Source organism: Janthinobacterium sp. BHSEK, from assembly GCF_056174685.1.
Genome location: NZ_JBWBYV010000016.1, coordinates 1 through 17,561, shown reverse-complemented (window position 1 = coordinate 17,561; position 17,561 = coordinate 1). Strand labels below are relative to the sequence as shown.

Sequence of the window (17,561 nt, the reverse complement as noted above, 5' to 3'; positions counted from 1 at the left end):
ATAACGGCTTCCTTGTTGGGCGTAGTCGCACCGCTCATGCGGTTCCTCCTGAAAAATTATTATAGTCAATCGATACAACGAACTTATGGAAGCCTGCGGGCGGCGGGGACTCTCATGAAGAACCGTACGCACGGGAATTCCAATAGGCTGGCATTCTAATCTACAAATTGCGTGGAGCGAAGGTTTCCATTCGCATTAGCAAGAATGACTGTTTCATATTGGTCAAACCGGTTTGCAGGCAAGGATGGCCTGGGCGATTTTGCGGCGGTACAGCACAACTTGCCTGACTTGTCGTATATTAAGGCTGCAAGACCTTCGAGCATCGATTTTTAAAGGGATTTTTCGCATTATGGAACACGACGTTATCGATACTCTGGTTTCACCGGAAGGCCGCCTGGACGTGCTCTCCAAGACTGAAGTCAACAAACTGCTCGACACCAGCCAGGGCGGCCTGTACAACACCTTCCGCCGCTGCGCGCTGGCGGTCTTGAATTGCGGCAGCACCATCGACGATGGCCGCGCCCTGCTGGAGCGCTACCAGTCGTTTGAAATCTCCATCATCCAGCGCGAGCGCGGCATCAAGCTCGACATCAAGGGCGCGCCAGCCATCGCCTTTGTCGACGGCAAGATGATCAAGGGCATCCACGAGCATCTGTTTGCAGTGCTGCGCGACATCATCTTCGTCAGCGATGAAGTGACGGGCAACCCGAAATTCGACTTGCAGAGCACGGAAGGCGTGACGGACGCCGTGTTCCACATCCTGCGCAACGCCAACGTGCTGCAAACCCAGCTCAACCCGAACCTGGTCGTCTGCTGGGGCGGGCACTCGATCAACCGCGCCGAATACAATTATTCGAAGGAAGTGGGTTACCAGCTGGGCTTGCGCGGCCTCGACATCTGCACCGGCTGCGGCCCGGGCGCCATGAAGGGCCCCATGAAGGGCGCCACCATCGGCCACGCCAAGCAGCGCCTGCACAATGGCCGCTACCTGGGCATCACGGAGCCGGGCATTATCGCGGCCGAATCGCCGAACCCCATCGTCAATGACCTCGTCATCATGCCGGACATCGAAAAGCGCCTGGAAGCGTTCGTGCGTGCCGGCCACGGCATCGTCGTCTTCCCCGGCGGCGCGGGCACGGCCGAAGAGATTCTGTATATCCTCGGCATCCTGCTGCACCCGGACAATGCCGAGATTCCGTTCCCGCTGATCTTCACGGGCCCGGAAACGTCGCGCGAGTACTTCGTGCAGATCAACCAGTTCATCAGCGACACCCTGGGGCCGGAAGCGCAGCAGCGCTACAAGATCATCATCGACGACCCGGAACTGGTGGCGCGCGAAATGCTCGAAGGCATACGCCAGGTGCGCGAATTCCGCAAGGCGCACAGCGACGCGTATTACTTCAACTGGCTGCTGAAGATCGATCACGAGTTCCAGAAGCCGTTCCAGCCCACGCATGAAAACATGCGCAATCTGAGCCTGCACAAGAACCAGCCCACGCACTTGCTGGCGGCCCAGCTGCGCCGCGCGTTCTCCGGCGTGGTGGCGGGCAACGTCAAGGATGACGGCATCCGCTCGATCGAAGAGCACGGCAACTTCGAGATCCACGGCGATAAATCCATCGCCGGCCCCATGGATGCGCTGCTGGCCTCGTTCGTGGCGCAGCACCGCATGAAGCTGGCGGGCACGGCCTACGTGCCTTGCTATACCGTGGTCCAATAAGCCGTTTTCCAGCCAGCGCCGCCCGCCCCCTGTGTTTGCAAGGGGCGGGCGGCGTTTTTGCATCCGCGTTCCCATCCATGCCCCCATCGTGTTCCTTCGCCGCCACAGGCAATCAAATCGCTTGCGTCATCGATGCGTGGGTGCTATCTTTGGAACCGGTTCCAAAATAAGAATATGCAGATCAACAGGTAGTGGAGAGTACCCTTGGATTCAGTACGCGGCAGCAAGAAAACAGTTTCCGGCGAACCGGCCCGGCCCGTGACCATCGCCCAGGTGGCGCGCGAGGCGGGCGTGTCGAAGACCAGCGTGTCGCGCTTTCTCGGCGGCGAACTCGATGCCCTGTCCGAGAACATCCGCCAGCAGATCGCCAGCACCATCGCGCGCCTTGGCTACCAGCCGAACCAGATGGCGCGGGGCCTCAAGCGGGGACGCACGCGCCTGATCGGCATGGTCGTGGCCGACATGCTCAATCCCTACACCGTGGCCGTGCTGCAAGGCGTGGAAGCGGCTTGCCAGCAGCATGGCTATACCTTGATTTTGTGCAATACCGGCAATGACGAACAGCGCGAACGCCAGTCGCTGGCCGCGCTGCGCTCGTACAGCGTGGAAGGACTGATCGTCAACACGCAGGGGCGCAATATTCAGTCGTCCGACCTGCAGCAGGCGGACATGCCCATCGTGCTGGTCGACCGCCGCATCGAGGGCGCCGATTTCGACCTCGTGGGCCTGGACAATGTGCAGGCGGGCCGGCTGGCCACCGCGCATCTGATCGAACAGGGTTTCGACGCCATCGCCTTCGTCGCGCCGCCATTGACGGGCGTCAGTTCGCGGCTGATGCGCGCCGAAGGGTTCCAGGCCGTGATGGCCGAGCATCCCGGCTGCGTGGGCGAAGTGCTGGCCGTGGACCTGGACGACCGGTCCGCCATCGACGCGCAGGTGCGGCAATGCCTGGCGCAGTGGCGCGGCCGCCGCGTGGCGCTGCTGGCCTCGAACGGCATGGTGGCGCTGGAACTGGCGCTGATGCTGCAGCGCCTTGCCTTGCGCATGCCGCAGGACGTGGGCTTGCTGGGCTTTGATGAATTGCCATGGTCGCCGCTGGCGGGCCTGAGCACGATCGAGCAGCAGACCTATGACATCGGCTTTTCGGCGATGACGTGCATGCTGTCGCGCCTGCAGGGCGATCAATGCCCGCCGCGCGAGGTGCTGTTGCCTGGCAAGTTGATTGTGCGCAATTCCACTCAGGGTAGCGAAGTACGCAAGGGCGGCGACGCTTGAGAAGGGGAAGAGGGCGTTGCCCTTTTTTTTTGAGATCGTTATGGAACCGGTTTCATAGATGATATTCACCTGGGAAAGGAGCGTGGATAGTCAGGCAGGGCAATGGTTGGCATGCAGTTGGAGTGATACGGCAAGAGACGAAATAAATCGTCCATTTGACACTATTCCCGGAAGTGCCTCGACGAGGCCGGTACCGGGATCACAGGAGACGGAAACATGAAGATGACGACACTGTTCTATTCGAAGATACTGGCTTGCGCACTGGCAGCCACGTGCGCCCTGGGCGCGGCCGCCGACGCCGGCGCCCAGACGCTTGGCGACCTGATCAAGAAAGGCAAGCTGACCATCGGCGTGGTCAGCGGCACGCCGCCATTTGGCAGCATCGACGCCAAGGGCGCGCCCGTCGGCTATGACGTCGACGTCGCCAACCTGATCGGCAAATACATGAACCTGCCCGTGGAAGTGGTGCCGTTGACGGCGCCGTCGCGCGTGCCGTCGCTGGAGTCGGGCAAGGTCGATTTCCTCGTGGCGACCTTGGCGCCCACGCCGGAACGGGCCAAGACCCTGATGTTCACCATGCCCTACAGCGCCTTCGAACTGGCCATCGTCGCGCCGGTCGGCGGCAAATTCAAGGCCCTGGCCGAGTTGAAGGGCAAGAAAGTGGGCGTGACGCGCGGCACCACCAACGACACGGCGCTGAGCCGCATGGCGCCGGCCGGCACCAATATCGTGCGTTTCGAGGATGACGCCACCGTCACCCAGGCCTTGCTCAGCAAGCAGGTCGACGCCGTCTCGATCCCCAGCACGATGGCGCTCGACATCATCAAGACGCGCGGCGCGGGCAAGATCGAGGTCCGCTTCACCTACTCGCTGCAGCCGAACTCGATGGCGGTGCGCCGCGGCGACTTCGAGCTGCACCAGTGGCTCAACAACTTCATCTACTACGTCAAGCTGAACGGCGAACTCGACGCCATCGCGCGCAAGTGGAGCGGCGCGCCGCTGCCGGCGCTGCCGACCTTCTGATACCGCCAGCCGCATAGGAAAGTGCCCGTCCGCACGGCGCGCCGCCACGGTGGCGCGGCCGGGGATGCGCACGCAGACAAGGAGTTGAGTATGCCGTATGAATTTCATTTCGAACTCGTCATGCAATCGCTGGACCGCCTGTTGTGGGGCGCGGCGCTGACGATACGCCTGAGCGCCCTGGCGATGGTGCTGGGCCTGGCGGTGGGCGTGTGCGCCGCCGTCATCCTGAAGAACGGTCCCGCCTATGCCCGCGCCGTGGTGCGCGCGTATGTCGAGGTGATCCGCAGTACGCCGTTCCTGGTGCAGCTGTTCATCATCTACTTCGGCTTGCCGTCGCTGGGCCTGCAGCTCGACGCGAACGGCGCGGCCCTGGTCGCCATGACGGTCAACCTGGGCGCCTATGCGGCGGAAATCGTGCGTGCCGGCATCGGCGCCGTGCATCCCTCGCAGCTGGAGGCGGCCCAAGCCTTGGGCATGACGCGCTGGCAGGTGATGCGCCACGTGGTGCTGCTACCGGCGCTGGAAAAGGTGTATCCGGCGCTGGCCAGCCAGTTCACCTTGATGATGCTCGCCTCGAGCGTCGTGTCGGCAATTTCCGCCGAAGAGCTGACCGCCGCCGCCCACCTGCTCGACGCGGAAACCTTCCGCAGCTTCGAGATCTACATCGTCGTGATGGTGCTGTACATCGTGCTGGCCCTGCTGTTCCGCTTCGGCTTCTGGGTGCTGGGCCAGATCGTCTTCAAACGCCGCCGCCGTCTGGGCGCGGCGCGCATGGGAGCTTGACATGATCAGTGATTTTTCCTGGGATAACCTGCAATTCCTGCTCGAGGCCACGCGCTGGACCATCGGCCTGTCGCTGCTCGTCTTCATCACGGGCGGCATCGCCGGCTTCGCGGTGGCGCTGCTGCGCACGGCGCGCAGCCCGGTCCTGCGCTGCATCAGCGCCCTGTACATCCAGCTGGTCCAGGGCACGCCCGTGCTGATCGTGCTGTTCCTGACGTATTACGGCCTGGCCCTGTTCGGCTACAAGCTGTCGCCGATTATCGCGGCCGGCGCGGCGATGACGATCTTTGCCAGCGCCTACCTGGGCGAGATCTGGCGCGGCTGCATCGAAGGCGTGCAGCGGCAGCAGTGGGAAGCATCGGCCGCGCTGGCGCTGAACCGCTACCAGCAGCTGCGCTACGTCATCCTGCCGCAGGCGCTGCGCCATTCGCTGCCGCCGACGGTGGGCTTCATGGTGCAGATCATCAAGAACACTTCGATCACCTCGATCATCGGCGTGGTGGAACTGACGCGGGCCGGGCAACTGGTCAGCAATGCGACCTTCCTGCCTTTCATCGTCTTCCCCGTCGTCGCCCTGATCTACTTCGCGCTGTGCTATCCGCTGTCGCGCTACAGCCATTCACTGGAAAGGAAATTCCATGCCCATCGTTGAAATCGACAATATCAGCAAGAGCTTCGGCGCCAACCACGTGCTCAAGGGCGTCTCGTTCGCCGTCGAGCGTGGCCAGGTGATCGCCGTGATCGGCCGCAGCGGCTCCGGCAAGAGCACCATGCTGCGCTGTATCAACGGCCTGGAAACCATCGACAGCGGCAGCATCGTCGTGGCCGGCCACACGCTGACGGCGCGCCAGGAACACCTGCTCGACTTGCGCAAGGACGTCGGCATGGTCTTCCAGAGCTACAACCTGTTCCCCCACCTGACGGTGGAAGAAAACGTCATGCTGGCGCCGCGCATCGTCAAGAAGGTGCCTGACGCCCAGGGCCGCGCCACGGCGCTGCGCGTGCTCAAGCAGGTGGGCCTGGACCACAAGCACGAAGCCTATCCCGAGCAGCTGTCGGGCGGCCAGCAGCAGCGCGTGGCGATCGCCCGTTCGCTGGCGTTGGAGCCGCAGGTGATGCTGTTCGACGAAGTGACGTCGGCGCTCGACCCGGAACTGACGCAGGAAGTGCTGAATGTGATGGAAGAGCTGGCGCGGGCGGGCATGACGATGCTCTTGGTGACGCACGAGATGGAGTTCGCGCGGCGCATGGCTGACGTCACCGTCTTCATGCACCAGGGATTGGTGTGGGAAAGCGGGCCGTCGGAAGCGTTCTTCAGCAATCCGCAAACGCCCGAAGCGCGCCAGTTCGTCGGCGCGGGAGCGATCAAATGAGCCCCGTTTTGGTGGCGGCGTCGGCCTACGGCGCAAGCAGGGTAAGGCAGCTGGGGCAAAGCCATTTCATCGACGTGGTGGCCGATGCGGGCGGCGCCGGCATCGAGATCCGCCGCGAACTGTTCACCTCCGACTGGCCGGACCTGGCGCGCATGGGCGCGGCGGTGGCCGCGCGCGGCCTGTACTCGGTGTATTCCACGCCCATCGAATTGTGGGACGCGGACGGGCTGCTACGGCAGGAACTGCTGCAGCAGATGCTGGACGAGGCGGCGCGCCTCGGGGCGCGCTACCTGAAGGTGTCGCTGGGTTATTACCCGGCCGCGCCGGCCTTGCACGCCTTGAACGCCCAGCTGGCGGCGGCGCCCGTGGCGCTGCTGGTGGAAAACGACCAGACGGCCCATGGCGGCAAGCTGGCGACCATGGCGCGCTTCCTGGCTGCGGCGCGCGACATCGGCCTGCCCGTGGGGCTGACCTTCGACATCGGCAACTGGCGCTGGGTGGGCGAGGATGCGCAGCAGGCGGCGCGCCTGCTGGCGCCGTACGTGCGCTATGTGCACTGCAAGGCCGTGCTGGAGGATGGGGGCCGGCTGTCCGCCTGCGCCGTTTCCGACGCCGATCCGGCCTGGCGCGCCGTCTTCGCGCACTTTGCGCCGGGCGTGCAGCGGGCCATCGAATTCCCGCTGGAGGCTACCGACCTGGTGGCTGAAACGGGCCGCTACATCCGGATGCTGGAGGCCGCATGATGGAACACGAAATGATGCATGGAGCGCATGCGCTCGACGTCGTCACCTACGGCGAAGCGATGGCGATGTTCGTTGCCGAGGAAACGGGCGACCTGGCGGCCGTGGCGCATTTCACGCGCCGCCTGGCCGGCGCCGAGACGAACGTCGCCATCGGCCTGGCGCGCCTGGGCTTGAAAGTCGGTTGGCTCAGCAGGGTGGGCGATGACTCGTTCGGCCGCTTCATCCGCGCCAGCGTGCAGGCAGAGGGCGTCGATTGCAGCCGGGTCGCCGCCGTCGCCGGCCAGTCCAGCGGCTTCCTGCTCAAGGAGAAGGCCGAGAACGGCGCCGATCCCCTGGTCGAATACTTCCGCAAGGGTTCCGCCGCCAGCCGGCTGGCGCCCGAGCACTTCGACCCCGCCTATTTCCTGTCCGCGCGCCACCTGCACGCCACGGGCGTGGCCGCCGCGCTGTCCGCCACCAGCCTGGCGTTCGCCGGCCAGGCCATCGACTTCATGCGCGAGCATGGCCGGACCGTGTCGTTCGATCCGAACCTGCGGCCCTCGTTGTGGCCGTCGCAAGCCGTCATGGTGGAGCAGATCAACCGCCTTGCCGCCAGGGCCGACTGGGTGCTGCCCGGCCTGGGGGAGGGAAAAATCCTCACCGGTCATGACCTGCCGCACGACGTCGCCGGCTTTTATCTGCAGCAGGGCGCGCGGCTGGTGGTCATCAAGCTGGGCGCCGAGGGCGCCTACTACCGCACGGCCGACGGCGACAGCGGCATGGTGGCGGGCGAGCGCGTGGACAACGTGGTCGACACGGTGGGCGCCGGCGACGGCTTCGCGGCCGGCCTGGTCAGCGCCTTGCTGGAAGGCTTGCCGCTGGCGCAGGCGGTACGGCGCGGCAACCGCGTCGGCGCCTTCGCCATCCAGGTGGCCGGCGACATGGAAGGCTTGCCGACCCGCGCCCAGCTCGACGCGCTGGGTCAATCTTGAACGAACAGGGGAAAACTCGTGAAAAAACATGTGCTTGTGTATAAAAAGCTGGCCGAACCGCTGCTGGCGCGCCTGCGCGCCGAATGCGAGGTGACGTATTTCGAAGCGATCGACGCGGGCAACCGCGCCGCGTTCGCCGCCGCCATCCGCGGTGCGCATGGCTTGCTGGGCGCCAGCGTGCGCCTGGACCGCGAACTGCTGGACCCGGCCGAAGACTTGCGCATCATTTCCACCATTTCGGTGGGCGTCGACCAGTTCGACGTCGATTACTTGCGCGAACGGGGCATTTTGCTGGCCAATACGCCGGACGTGCTGACGGAAACGACGGCCGACACGATCTTCGCGCTGATCCTCGCCAGCGCGCGGAGGGTCGTCGAACTGGCCGAATTCGTCAAGGCCGGACGCTGGACGCGCAGCGTGGGCGAAAGCCAGTACGGCGTCAATGTGCACGGCAAGACCATCGGCATGCTGGGCATGGGCCGCATCGGCCGCGCCGTCGCCCGCCGCGCCGCGCTGGGCTTCGGCATGCAGGTGCTGTACGTGAACGGCGAGGCCGTGCCCGAGGTGGAGGCGGCGCTGGGCGCGCGCCAGGTGGCGCTCGACGAGCTGCTGGCCGGCTCCGACTTCGTTTGCGTGGTGCTGCCGCTGACGGCGCAGACGGAACGCATGATGGGGCGGCGCGAATTCGCGCTGATGCGCCCCGGCGCCATCTTCATCAACGGCTCGCGCGGGCGCATCGTCGACGAGGCGGCGCTGATCGAGGCGCTGCAGCAGGGCACCATCCACGGCGCCGGCCTGGACGTGTTCGAGCGCGAACCGCTGGCGCCGGACAATCCGCTGCCGCGCATGGCCAACGTGGTGGCGCTGCCGCATATCGGCTCGGCCACGCATGAAACGCGCTACGCCATGGCGCAGCAAGCCGTGGACAACCTGCTGGCCGGCCTGCGCGGCGAGCGGCCGCGTCACCTGGTCAGCTAAGAACAGTATTTATAAAAGAATGGACAGGGCAAGAGATGAAGAACAAGGTAGCAAGGGCAATGATCATCGGCGCGGGCGCCTGCGGCGGCCTGTGCGCGGCGCAGTCGAACGTGGCCATGTACGGCATCGCGGACCTGGGCGTGGTGTCCGAGAGCGGCGGCCCCGGAGGCAGGGTGCTCAAGCTGACGAGCGGCATCGCCAACGGTTCGCGCCTGGGTTTCAAGGGCAGCGAAGACCTGGGCGGCGGCATGACGGCGATCTTTACGATGGATGCGGGCATCCTGGCCGACACGGGCGCTTCGGCCCAGGGCGGCCTGCTGTTCGGGCGCCAGGCCTTCGTCGGCCTCGCCTGCGCGGCGGGCACCTTGCGGCTGGGCCGCCAGTACACCTTCATCGACAGCAGCCTGGGGGCGCTGGACCCGTTTTACCTGGGTTTTGCGGGCAGGATGAGCAACGTCTTCACGGCCGGCTACATCAGCCGCGTCGACAACAGCATCACCTACAGCTCGCCCGTGCGCGGGGGACTGTCCGGCGAACTGGCGTACGGCTTCGGCGAAGTGCCGGGCGACGCTTCGGCCAGGCGCTACACGGGCGCGGCGGCCACCTATGCCAGCGGGCCGCTGCATGTGCGCATGGCGCACCAGGACGCCAATACCCTGTCTGCCGCGCAGTTGGCGGGGACGGCGAGAAACACGGTGCTGGGCGCCACCTGGGACTTCGGCGTCGTCAAGGCGCATGGCGCCGTCGCCGTCAGCAAGAGCACGGCGGGCGCTGCCACCACGGTCGACAGCGCGGACCTGATGCTGGGCGCCACCGTGCCCGTGGGTCCGCACCGCATCCTGTTTTCGTACGTGCGGCGCGACGACCGGCGCGCCGCCAGCGGCGACGCTAGCCAGCTCGGCATCGGCTACACGTACGCGCTGTCGAAACGCAGCACCTTGTACGCGGCCTACGCGCACATCGACAACCGCAACGGCGCCGCCTACCTGGTGGGCAATGCCACCGACAACGGCACCGGCAACCAGGCCTGGAACCTGGGCCTGCGCCACACTTTTTAACTGGAGAATCGAATGAAGAAAACCGGATGGATTTTGGTCGGCGCCAGCACCGTGGCGCGCGAATGGATGGTCGACGCGATCCGCCAGCAGGGCGACGCGGAAGTGCTGGCCGTGGTCAGCACGGATGCCGCGCGCGGCGCCGCCTTTGCCGGGCAATTCGGCATCGCCGCCAGCTACACGGACCTGGCTGCGGCGCTGGCCCATCCAGGCGCGGACGCCGTGTACATCAGCACCACCAACGAATGGCACATGGCGCAGACATTGCAGGCGGCGCGCGCGGGCAAGCACGTGCTGTGCGAAAAACCGCTGGCGCTGAACCTGGACGACGCCCGCCGCATGGTCGACGGCTGCGCCGAAGCGGGCGTGGTACTGGGGATTAACCACCACCTGCGCAACGCCGCCAGCCACGGCAAGGTGCGCGAGCTGATACGCGCGGGCGAGATCGGCCAGCCCTTGTATTGCCGCGTGCTGCACGCGAACAACCTGCCGCAGCACCTGCGCGGCTGGCGCCTGGATGCGCCGGAATCGGGCGGCGTCACGCTCGACATGTTCGTGCACGACGTCGACACCCTGCGCTTCCTGCTGGACGCGGAACCGCGCCACGTCACCGCCTGCGCCACCAGCGGCGGCATGACGGTGGCCGGGCTGGAAGAAGGCCTGATGGCCGTCATCGAGTTCGACAACGGCACTTTGGTGCAGGTGCACGATGCGTTCAACGCGCCGTATTCGCTGTCCGGCGTGGAAATCATCGGCAGCAAGGGCACCATCTTCGCCACCGGCGTGATGACGCAGCGTCCCGTCGGCAGCATCAGCCTGACGCGCGACGGCGGCAGCGTCGACATCCCCGTCGAGCACGAGAACCTATACGTGCGCTCGGTGCGTGCCTTCCAGCGCGCCATGTGCGGCGAAGGGCAGCCGGCCGCCACGGGCGACGACGGCATGCGCGCGCTGGCGACGGCGCTGGCGGCGCAGCAAGCGAGCCGCAGCCACCAGCGCGTGACCCTGGCCGGCTGACGGCCTGCGGCAGACGTAAAAAAGCCGCCTGATTAAAAAAATCAGGCGGCTTTTTTTGCCTTGAAGCCTCGAACGCCTGAAAAATCGTAGCGAGCGGATGTGAGTTGCGGCTAAGAAGCGCAACTGTGCTGGGCACGGGGCCGCCGAGGCAGTGAGCATCGCAGGCCGCAAATCGCGACGCGCAGTAGATTTTTCAGGTGTTCATCACTCTTCGCGGCGCAAGTGAGGGAACAGCAGGACGTCGCGGATGTTCGGCGAATCCGTGATGATCATCATCAGGCGGTCGATGCCGATGCCGCAGCCGCCGGCTGGCGGCATGCCGTATTCCAGCGCGCGGATGTAGTCGGCGTCGTAGAACATCGCCTCTTCATCGCCGGCATCCTTGGCAGCGACTTGCGCCAGGAAGCGGGCCGACTGGTCTTCCGCGTCGTTCAACTCGGAGAAGCCGTTGGCGATCTCGCGGCCCACCATGAACAGTTCAAAACGTTCGGTGATGCCGGCCACCGTGTCGGAAGCGCGCGCCAGTGGCGACACTTCAACAGGGTAGTCGATGATGTAGGTCGGTTCCCACAGCTGCGCTTCAGCCGTCTCTTCGAACAGCGCCAGTTGCAGCGCGCCCAGGCCGGCCGTGGCGAACGGCTTGACGCCGAACTTCTTCAGCTCTTCCTTGATAAAGTCAGCATCGTTCAGCTGCTCCGGCGTGTAGCCCGGCGCGTACTTGTTGATCGCTTCGACGATGGTCAGGCGGTGGAACGGTTTTGCCAAATCGAGTTCGCGGCCGCCGTAGGTCAGGGTGGCGGTGCCGTGCGCGTCGATGGCGGCCTGGCGGATGACGGCTTCCGTGAAATCCATCAGCCATTTGTAGTCGGTATAGGCCGCATAGAATTCCATCATCGTGAATTCCGGGTTGTGACGGATCGACACGCCTTCGTTGCGGAAGTTGCGGTTGATCTCGAACACGCGGTCGAAGCCGCCCACGACCAGGCGCTTCAGGTACAGCTCGGGCGCGATGCGCAGGAACATCTGCATGTCGAGCGCATTGTGGTGCGTGATGAACGGCTTGGCCGCCGCGCCGCCGGGGATCGTGTGCAGCATCGGCGTTTCCACTTCCATGAACTCGTTCTTTTCCATGAAGCGGCGGATTGACGAGATGGCGGCGGTACGCGCCTTGAAGGTGCGGCGCGTCTCTTCGTTCATGATCAGGTCGACGTAGCGCTGGCGGTACTTCGTTTCCTGGTCGGCCAGGCCGTGGAATTTGTCCGGCAGCGGGCGCAGCGACTTGGTGATCAGGCGCAGTTCGGTGACCTTGATGGTCAGTTCGTCCGTCTTGGTCTTGAACAGGGTGCCCGTCACGCCCAGGATATCGCCCAGGTCATAGTGGTGCAGGGCGGCCATGGCCGCTTCGCCGGTGAGATCAAGCGTGGCGTAGATCTGGATGCGGCCGTCGGCCTTCGGGCCGGAAGCGTCCTGCAGGGTGGCGAAGGCGGCTTTCTTGCCCGCTTCGCGCTTGAGCATCATGCGGCCGGCCAGCACCACGGTGACAGGTTCGGCTTCCAGCTCTTCGCGCGTCTTGCCGCCGTATTGCGCGTGCAGATCGGCCGCCTTGTGCTCGGGGCGGAAATCGTTCGGGAAGGCGACGCCTTGTTCGCGCAGTGCGGCCAGCTTGACGCGGCGCTCGGCGATGATCTTGTTTTCATCGGGGGCGGCGGCTTGTTCTTGGATATCCGTAGTCATGGTGTTCTTCGTTGGTGATTATTGATGATGTGGTGCCAGCGCTGGCGCCACGCTGGCAAACAGTGCGTCGACGTCGAGTGCGGAGAAATCCGGCACGATGGCAATGATGTTGTCGAATGCGGCAAACGCCTCGGCCGGCAGGGTGGTGGTGAGTACCACGACCCGCATGCCGGCACGGCGCGCCGCTTCCACGCCCAGGGGCGCGTCTTCGAAGACGATGCAGTCTTGCGGCAGCGCGCCGGCCAGCTGCGCGCCTTTCAGGAACACGTCCGGGTGCGGCTTGCCCCGTTCCACGTCGGCGGCGCCGACGATGGCGTCGAAGTGGTGGCGCAGGTCCAGGCCGTCGAGCGTGAACGCGATATTCTCGTCCGGCGCGGCCGTGCCGACCACCAGTCCCACGCCATGCTGGCGCGCGCTGGCGATCAGCCGGTCGAAGCCAAGCACCGTGGCCAGGTGCGGGCCATACAGTTCGCGGTAGACGACTTCCTTTTCCGCCAGCAGGGTGACGTGGTCGGCATCCTCGCCCAGGTACTTGGCGATGATTTCGTGTCCCTGCCGTCCCGCCGTGTCGCGGAAAAAGGCGTCCGCGTCCAGCGCATGGCCGTGGCGTTCAAAGAACGCCAGCCACGATGTCGTGTGGAAGGCCATGTTGTCGACGATCGTGCCATCCATGTCGAACAGGAAGGCGCGCTGCGCCGGCACCGGAGCGGATGCGTTCATCCTTATACGCCTTGCTTGAGCGAGGCGGAGATGAAGTCGTCGATGTCGCCATCGAGCACGCCCTTGGTATTGCCCGTCTCGAAACCGGTGCGCAAGTCCTTGATGCGGGACTGGTCCAGCACGTAGGAGCGGATCTGGTGACCCCAGCCCACGTCCGTCTTCGAGTCTTCCAGCTTTTGCTGTTCGCTCATGCGCTTGCGCAGTTCATGCTCGTACAGTTTCGCTTTCAGCATTTCCATCGCTTCGGCGCGGTTGCGGTGCTGCGAACGGTCGTTCTGGCACTGCACCACGATGCCGGTTGGCGCATGGGTCATGCGGACGGCGGAGTCGGTCTTGTTGATGTGCTGACCGCCGGCGCCCGACGCGCGGTAGGTATCGACGCGGATATCGGCCGGGTTGACGTCGATCTCGATCGAATCGTCGACTTCCGGATACACGAACAGCGACGTAAACGAGGTGTGGCGGCCGTTGGCGGAGTCGAACGGCGACTTGCGCACCAGGCGGTGCACGCCCGTTTCCGTGCGCAGGAAGCCGTAGGCGTGATCGCCTTCGACCTTCAAAGTGGCCGTCTTGATGCCGGCGACCTCGCCGTCGGACTGCTCGAGGATTTCAACTTTAAAACCCTTGCGTTCGCAATAGCGCAGGTACTGGCGCAACAGCATCGAGGCCCAGTCCTGGGCTTCCGTGCCGCCGGCGCCGGCCTGGATATCGATGAAGCAGTTGTTCGGGTCCATCGGATTGTTGAACATCCGGCGGAATTCCATGCTTTCGATGACCTTGCGGATTTCCTGCACGTCCTGCTCGATCGCTTCCAGGGTCTCGTCGTCGCCTTCTTCGCGGGCCATGTCGAACAGGTCGCGGGTGTCGCGCAGGTCGGCATCGGCCTTGGCCAGGGTAAAGACGATGGCTTCCAGCGCCTTCTTCTCCTTACCGAGGTCCTGGGCGCGCTTGGGATCGTTCCAGACGGTAGGGTCTTCCAGTTCTTCGTTGACTTGCTCTAGTTTCTCCGACTTGACAGTGAAGTCAAAGATACCTCCGAAGTTCGGCTTCGCGGACCGTCAGGTCGTTGAGCAGGGCGGAGATGATATTGATGCGTTCGGCTTCCATAATGTTCTGGTCTTCTATGGTGAAATCAAACCCTGAATTATACGCGAGCGTGGCGCGTTTCCGCTGCCGCCGCGGCGCAATTGCGGCCGCGCGGGGCAATAAAATGCGTATTTTGCTGTATTTGCGACAATATTTTTGCCTTGATGATGGCTATCGTGCTGCGTATGATGCTGGCGATATTGTCTTTCCACAGGAACACATCATGCTTCAACTTCCCCGTCTCGCCCTGTTACCGCTGCTGCTGGCCGGCTGCGGCGCCTTGCCGCCCGCCGCCACGGGATCCGCCCCGGCGCCATCGGCCGCGCCGGCCGGCAGCAGCGCCACCCTGGCCCTGCTGGAGACGACGGACTTGCACGCGAACGTACTCAGTTATGACTACTACAAGCTGCAGGCGGAACCGTCGATCGGCCTGGAACGCACGGCGGCCCTGATCGCCCAGGCGCGTGCGCAATTCCCGAACAATCTGCTGCTCGACAACGGCGACACCATCCAGGGCACGGCGCTGGCCGACTACCAGGCATTGGTCAAACCGCTGGCCTGCGACCAGACCCTGGCCATCTACAAGGCGATGAATTTGCTGAAAGTGGACGGCGGCGGCATCGGCAACCATGAATTCAACTACGGCCTGGCGTTCCTGAGCCAGGTGACGGGCAACCGCTTCGACGTCGACAGCGTCGATGCCGGCAAACCGCGCTGCGCCGGCCCCGCGTTCCCGCAAGTGCTGGCCAACGTCTACAGCGCCAGGACGGGCAAGCCCCTGTTTGCGCCGTACCACATCATCGACAAGCAGATCACGGCCGCCGGCCCCGATGGCAAGGCCATCACCGCCACCGTGAAGGTGGGCATCATCAGCTTCGCGCCGCCCACCATCATGGCCTGGGACAAGCGCTGGCTGGAAGGGCGCGTCTATACGCAGGGCGTGCGCGAGACGGCGGAAAAATTCATTCCCGAGATGCGCGCGAAGGGCGCCGAACTGGTGGTGGCCATCTCGCACGGCGGCCTCGATGACAGCCCGTACTCGCCGACCATGGAAAACGGCAATTACTACCTGTCGCAAGTGCCGGGCGTGGACGCCATGCTGATCGGCCATTCGCACCAGCTGTTCCCGAACGCGGCCAGCACGGTGCCGCAGTTTAATCTGCCCGGCGTCGACAAGGTCAAAGGATTGGTCAACGGCGTGCCCACCGTGATGGCCAATTTGTGGGGCAAGCACCTGGGCGTGATCGGCTTGCGCCTGCGCCACGACGGCAAGCAGTGGGTGATCGACAAGAGCGCCACGACGGTGGAAGCGCGCGGCATCCAGAACGCGGACAAGAGTTATGTCACTCCCGATCCAGCCATCGCCACACTGGTGGCCGAGGAGCACGCGGCGACGATCGCCTACGTGCAGACACCGGTCGGCGCCACGGACTTCCGCATGTCGACGTATTTCGCCGACGTGGGCGACGTCAGCGCCATCGAGGTGGTGAACCAGGCGCAGGCCGGCTACCTGGCCGCGTATGTAAAAGCGAATTTGCCGCAGTACGCGCACTTGCCCGTGCTGTCGATGTCGTCGCCGTTCAAGAGCGGCTCGGCCGGGGTGTCCGACTACACGGACGTGAAGGCGGGCAACGTGGCGCTGAACAATGCGGCCGATTTGTATCTGTATCCGAACGCGCTGTACGGCGTGAAGATGAATGGCGCGGAGCTGAAAGCCTGGCTGGAGCAGTCGGCGCGGCGCTTCAACACCATCGACCCGAACAAGCTGGAAGCGCAGGAACTGGTCAACACGGCCCACCCAAGCTATAACTTCGACGCCATCACCAGTGCCGACGTGCGCTACCAGATCGACGTCACGCAGCCGCCGGGCCAGCGCATCCAGGCGCTGACGTACAAGGGCAAGCCCGTGGATTCCAGCCAGGAGTTCCTCATCGCGACGAATAACTACCGCGCCAGCGGCGGCGGCAATTTCCCTGGCCTCGACGGCAGCAAGACGGTGGTGGCCTCGCCCGACAACAACCGCGAACTCTTGATTGCCTACGTCACGCAGCAGAAAAACCTGACGCGCGCGAAAAACGGTTCGGCGCGCAGCTGGCGCTTCGCCAAGGTGGCCACCAAAGGCCCGGTGGTGTTCCATTCCGCGCCGGGCGTGATCGAGCTGGCGAAAGCGGCCGGCATCGACAACGTGACGCAGCTGAAAGCTGACGACGGCGCGGGCAAGGGCTTTGCGCTGTATCAGCTCGACCTGTCGAAATGAAGGCATGGTTGTGTGCCATCGCCCTGGCCGTATCGCCGCTGGCATCGGCAGGGCCGGACCTGACGGCCCAGGCCAAGATATTGATGCGCGCGGGGGGCGCGACCCAGCCGCAGGCGCGCATCCTGTTCGAACGCGAGGCGGGGCAGGGCAGCGGTCCCGCCGCGTACTATCTGGGACTGATGCACAAGAACGGCATGGGCGGCCCGCAGGACGGCGCTGCCGCGCTGCGCTGGCTGGAACTGGCCGCGCAACGGGGCGTGGCGCCCGCCATGTTCATCGTGGCGAACATGCTGGCCGATACCGACGAAGCCAGGGCGCGCTACTGGCTCGACGCCGCCTGCGACCTGGACTACCCGGAAGCGCTGCAGCAGAAATCCGTCGCCCTGGCCGAAGGGCAGATGGGCTATGCGCATAGCGAGGAACAGTCCTTCCTGTACCTGAAGATGGCCACGCATGCGATGGGGCACCGTGCCGCCGAGCCGTGATGATGCGCCTGGAGAATTGCTTATTTTTCTCAAGAAATATTAATTCTCGCAAATAAGTCCTTTCCTTATATTTTCTTCTCTATTTGGCTCAGTTTGAGTCCATTTATTGTTGTTATTAAAAGATCCGTGGCAGTATGTCATGAATGGTCTTTTGATAACTTTGTTATGGAAATTGAGGAAACGTATGGCAATGCAAGCAATGGCAAGGAAATCCGTCCGTGATGTCTCCCCGCGCCTGCCAGGCAAACGATGGCGGCATGCGGGTCTGGGCATGCTGGCGATGGTGGCGTCTTGCGCGATGGCGCAGCTGCCCGCGCCTGTCAAGATGGGCCATCCGAAGC

General features: G+C 64.4%; 17 protein-coding genes. 14 read left to right on the top strand and 3 right to left on the bottom strand.

What is annotated here, in order from left to right; genetic code table 11:
- Positions 1-349 precede the first annotated feature (349 nt).
- From ppnN to AC0V2Y_RS07655, 11 genes are all read left to right on the top strand, one after another.
- Entirely contained in the window at positions 350-1,720 is a 1,371-nt protein-coding gene (gene ppnN, locus AC0V2Y_RS07705; protein WP_034782951.1) for a nucleotide 5'-monophosphate nucleosidase PpnN, read from the top strand.
- Positions 1,721-1,924: 204 nt separating this feature from the next.
- Positions 1,925-2,995, top strand: a complete 1,071-nt coding sequence (locus AC0V2Y_RS07700; RefSeq protein ID WP_475415164.1) for a LacI family DNA-binding transcriptional regulator — start codon at positions 1,925-1,927, stop codon at positions 2,993-2,995.
- Positions 2,996-3,211: 216 nt separating this feature from the next.
- Positions 3,212-4,018, top strand: coding sequence for a transporter substrate-binding domain-containing protein (locus tag AC0V2Y_RS07695; protein WP_475415165.1), 807 nt, complete (start codon positions 3,212-3,214; stop codon positions 4,016-4,018).
- 90 nt (positions 4,019-4,108) lie between these two features.
- On the top strand, positions 4,109-4,801 hold the full coding sequence (locus tag AC0V2Y_RS07690; protein WP_121669805.1) for an amino acid ABC transporter permease: 693 nt from the start codon (positions 4,109-4,111) through the stop codon (positions 4,799-4,801).
- Position 4,802: 1 nt separating this feature from the next.
- Positions 4,803-5,453, top strand: a complete 651-nt coding sequence (locus AC0V2Y_RS07685) for an amino acid ABC transporter permease (protein WP_475415166.1) — start codon at positions 4,803-4,805, stop codon at positions 5,451-5,453.
- Entirely contained in the window at positions 5,440-6,174 is a 735-nt protein-coding gene (locus AC0V2Y_RS07680; protein WP_475415167.1) for an amino acid ABC transporter ATP-binding protein, read from the top strand. Before AC0V2Y_RS07685 ends, AC0V2Y_RS07680 begins: the two co-directional genes overlap by 14 nt.
- Positions 6,171-6,917: a sugar phosphate isomerase/epimerase family protein gene (locus AC0V2Y_RS07675; protein WP_475415168.1), complete on the top strand. Its 747-nt coding sequence runs from the start codon at positions 6,171-6,173 to the stop codon at positions 6,915-6,917. The genes AC0V2Y_RS07680 and AC0V2Y_RS07675 overlap by 4 nt, the downstream gene beginning before the upstream one ends.
- Before the next feature lie 11 nt (positions 6,918-6,928).
- On the top strand, positions 6,929-7,888 hold the full coding sequence (locus AC0V2Y_RS07670) for a sugar kinase (protein ID WP_475415176.1): 960 nt from the start codon (positions 6,929-6,931) through the stop codon (positions 7,886-7,888).
- Between the two features lie 18 nt (positions 7,889-7,906).
- On the top strand, positions 7,907-8,866 hold the full coding sequence (locus tag AC0V2Y_RS07665; protein ID WP_475415169.1) for a 2-hydroxyacid dehydrogenase: 960 nt from the start codon (positions 7,907-7,909) through the stop codon (positions 8,864-8,866).
- A gap of 35 nt (positions 8,867-8,901) precedes the next feature.
- Complete coding sequence (locus AC0V2Y_RS07660) at positions 8,902-9,924, top strand: porin (protein WP_475415170.1); 1,023 nt, start codon at positions 8,902-8,904, stop codon at positions 9,922-9,924.
- A 12-nt stretch (positions 9,925-9,936) separates the two neighbouring features.
- Positions 9,937-10,938, top strand: coding sequence for a Gfo/Idh/MocA family protein (locus AC0V2Y_RS07655; RefSeq protein WP_475415171.1), 1,002 nt, complete (start codon positions 9,937-9,939; stop codon positions 10,936-10,938).
- A 204-nt stretch (positions 10,939-11,142) separates the two neighbouring features.
- Here the strand turns inward: AC0V2Y_RS07655 and lysS are convergent, their stop codons facing one another.
- From lysS to prfB, 3 genes are all read right to left on the bottom strand, one after another.
- Positions 11,143-12,672, bottom strand: a complete 1,530-nt coding sequence (gene lysS, locus AC0V2Y_RS07650) for a lysine--tRNA ligase (protein WP_070291572.1) — start codon at positions 12,670-12,672, stop codon at positions 11,143-11,145.
- Positions 12,673-12,690: 18 nt separating this feature from the next.
- On the bottom strand, positions 12,691-13,392 hold the full coding sequence (locus tag AC0V2Y_RS07645; protein ID WP_475415172.1) for an HAD family hydrolase: 702 nt from the start codon (positions 13,390-13,392) through the stop codon (positions 12,691-12,693).
- 2 nt (positions 13,393-13,394) lie between these two features.
- A protein-coding gene (gene prfB / locus AC0V2Y_RS07640) for a peptide chain release factor 2 (protein ID WP_139143151.1) occupies positions 13,395-14,499 on the bottom strand; the annotation gives its coding sequence in 2 pieces (ribosomal slippage) (positions 13,395-14,417 and positions 14,419-14,499; 1,104 coding nt in all).
- Positions 14,500-14,701: 202 nt separating this feature from the next.
- On the opposite strand from prfB, the gene AC0V2Y_RS07635 reads away from it, so the two are divergent.
- The 3 genes from AC0V2Y_RS07635 to AC0V2Y_RS07625 form a co-directional block, all read left to right on the top strand.
- Positions 14,702-16,735: a bifunctional 2',3'-cyclic-nucleotide 2'-phosphodiesterase/3'-nucleotidase gene (locus tag AC0V2Y_RS07635; protein WP_475415173.1), complete on the top strand. Its 2,034-nt coding sequence runs from the start codon at positions 14,702-14,704 to the stop codon at positions 16,733-16,735.
- On the top strand, positions 16,732-17,220 hold the full coding sequence (locus AC0V2Y_RS07630) for a tetratricopeptide repeat protein (protein ID WP_475415174.1): 489 nt from the start codon (positions 16,732-16,734) through the stop codon (positions 17,218-17,220). The genes AC0V2Y_RS07635 and AC0V2Y_RS07630 overlap by 4 nt, the downstream gene beginning before the upstream one ends.
- Before the next feature lie 106 nt (positions 17,221-17,326).
- A partial coding sequence (locus AC0V2Y_RS07625; RefSeq protein WP_475418327.1) for a hypothetical protein occupies positions 17,327-17,561 on the top strand: 235 nt, incomplete at its 3' end.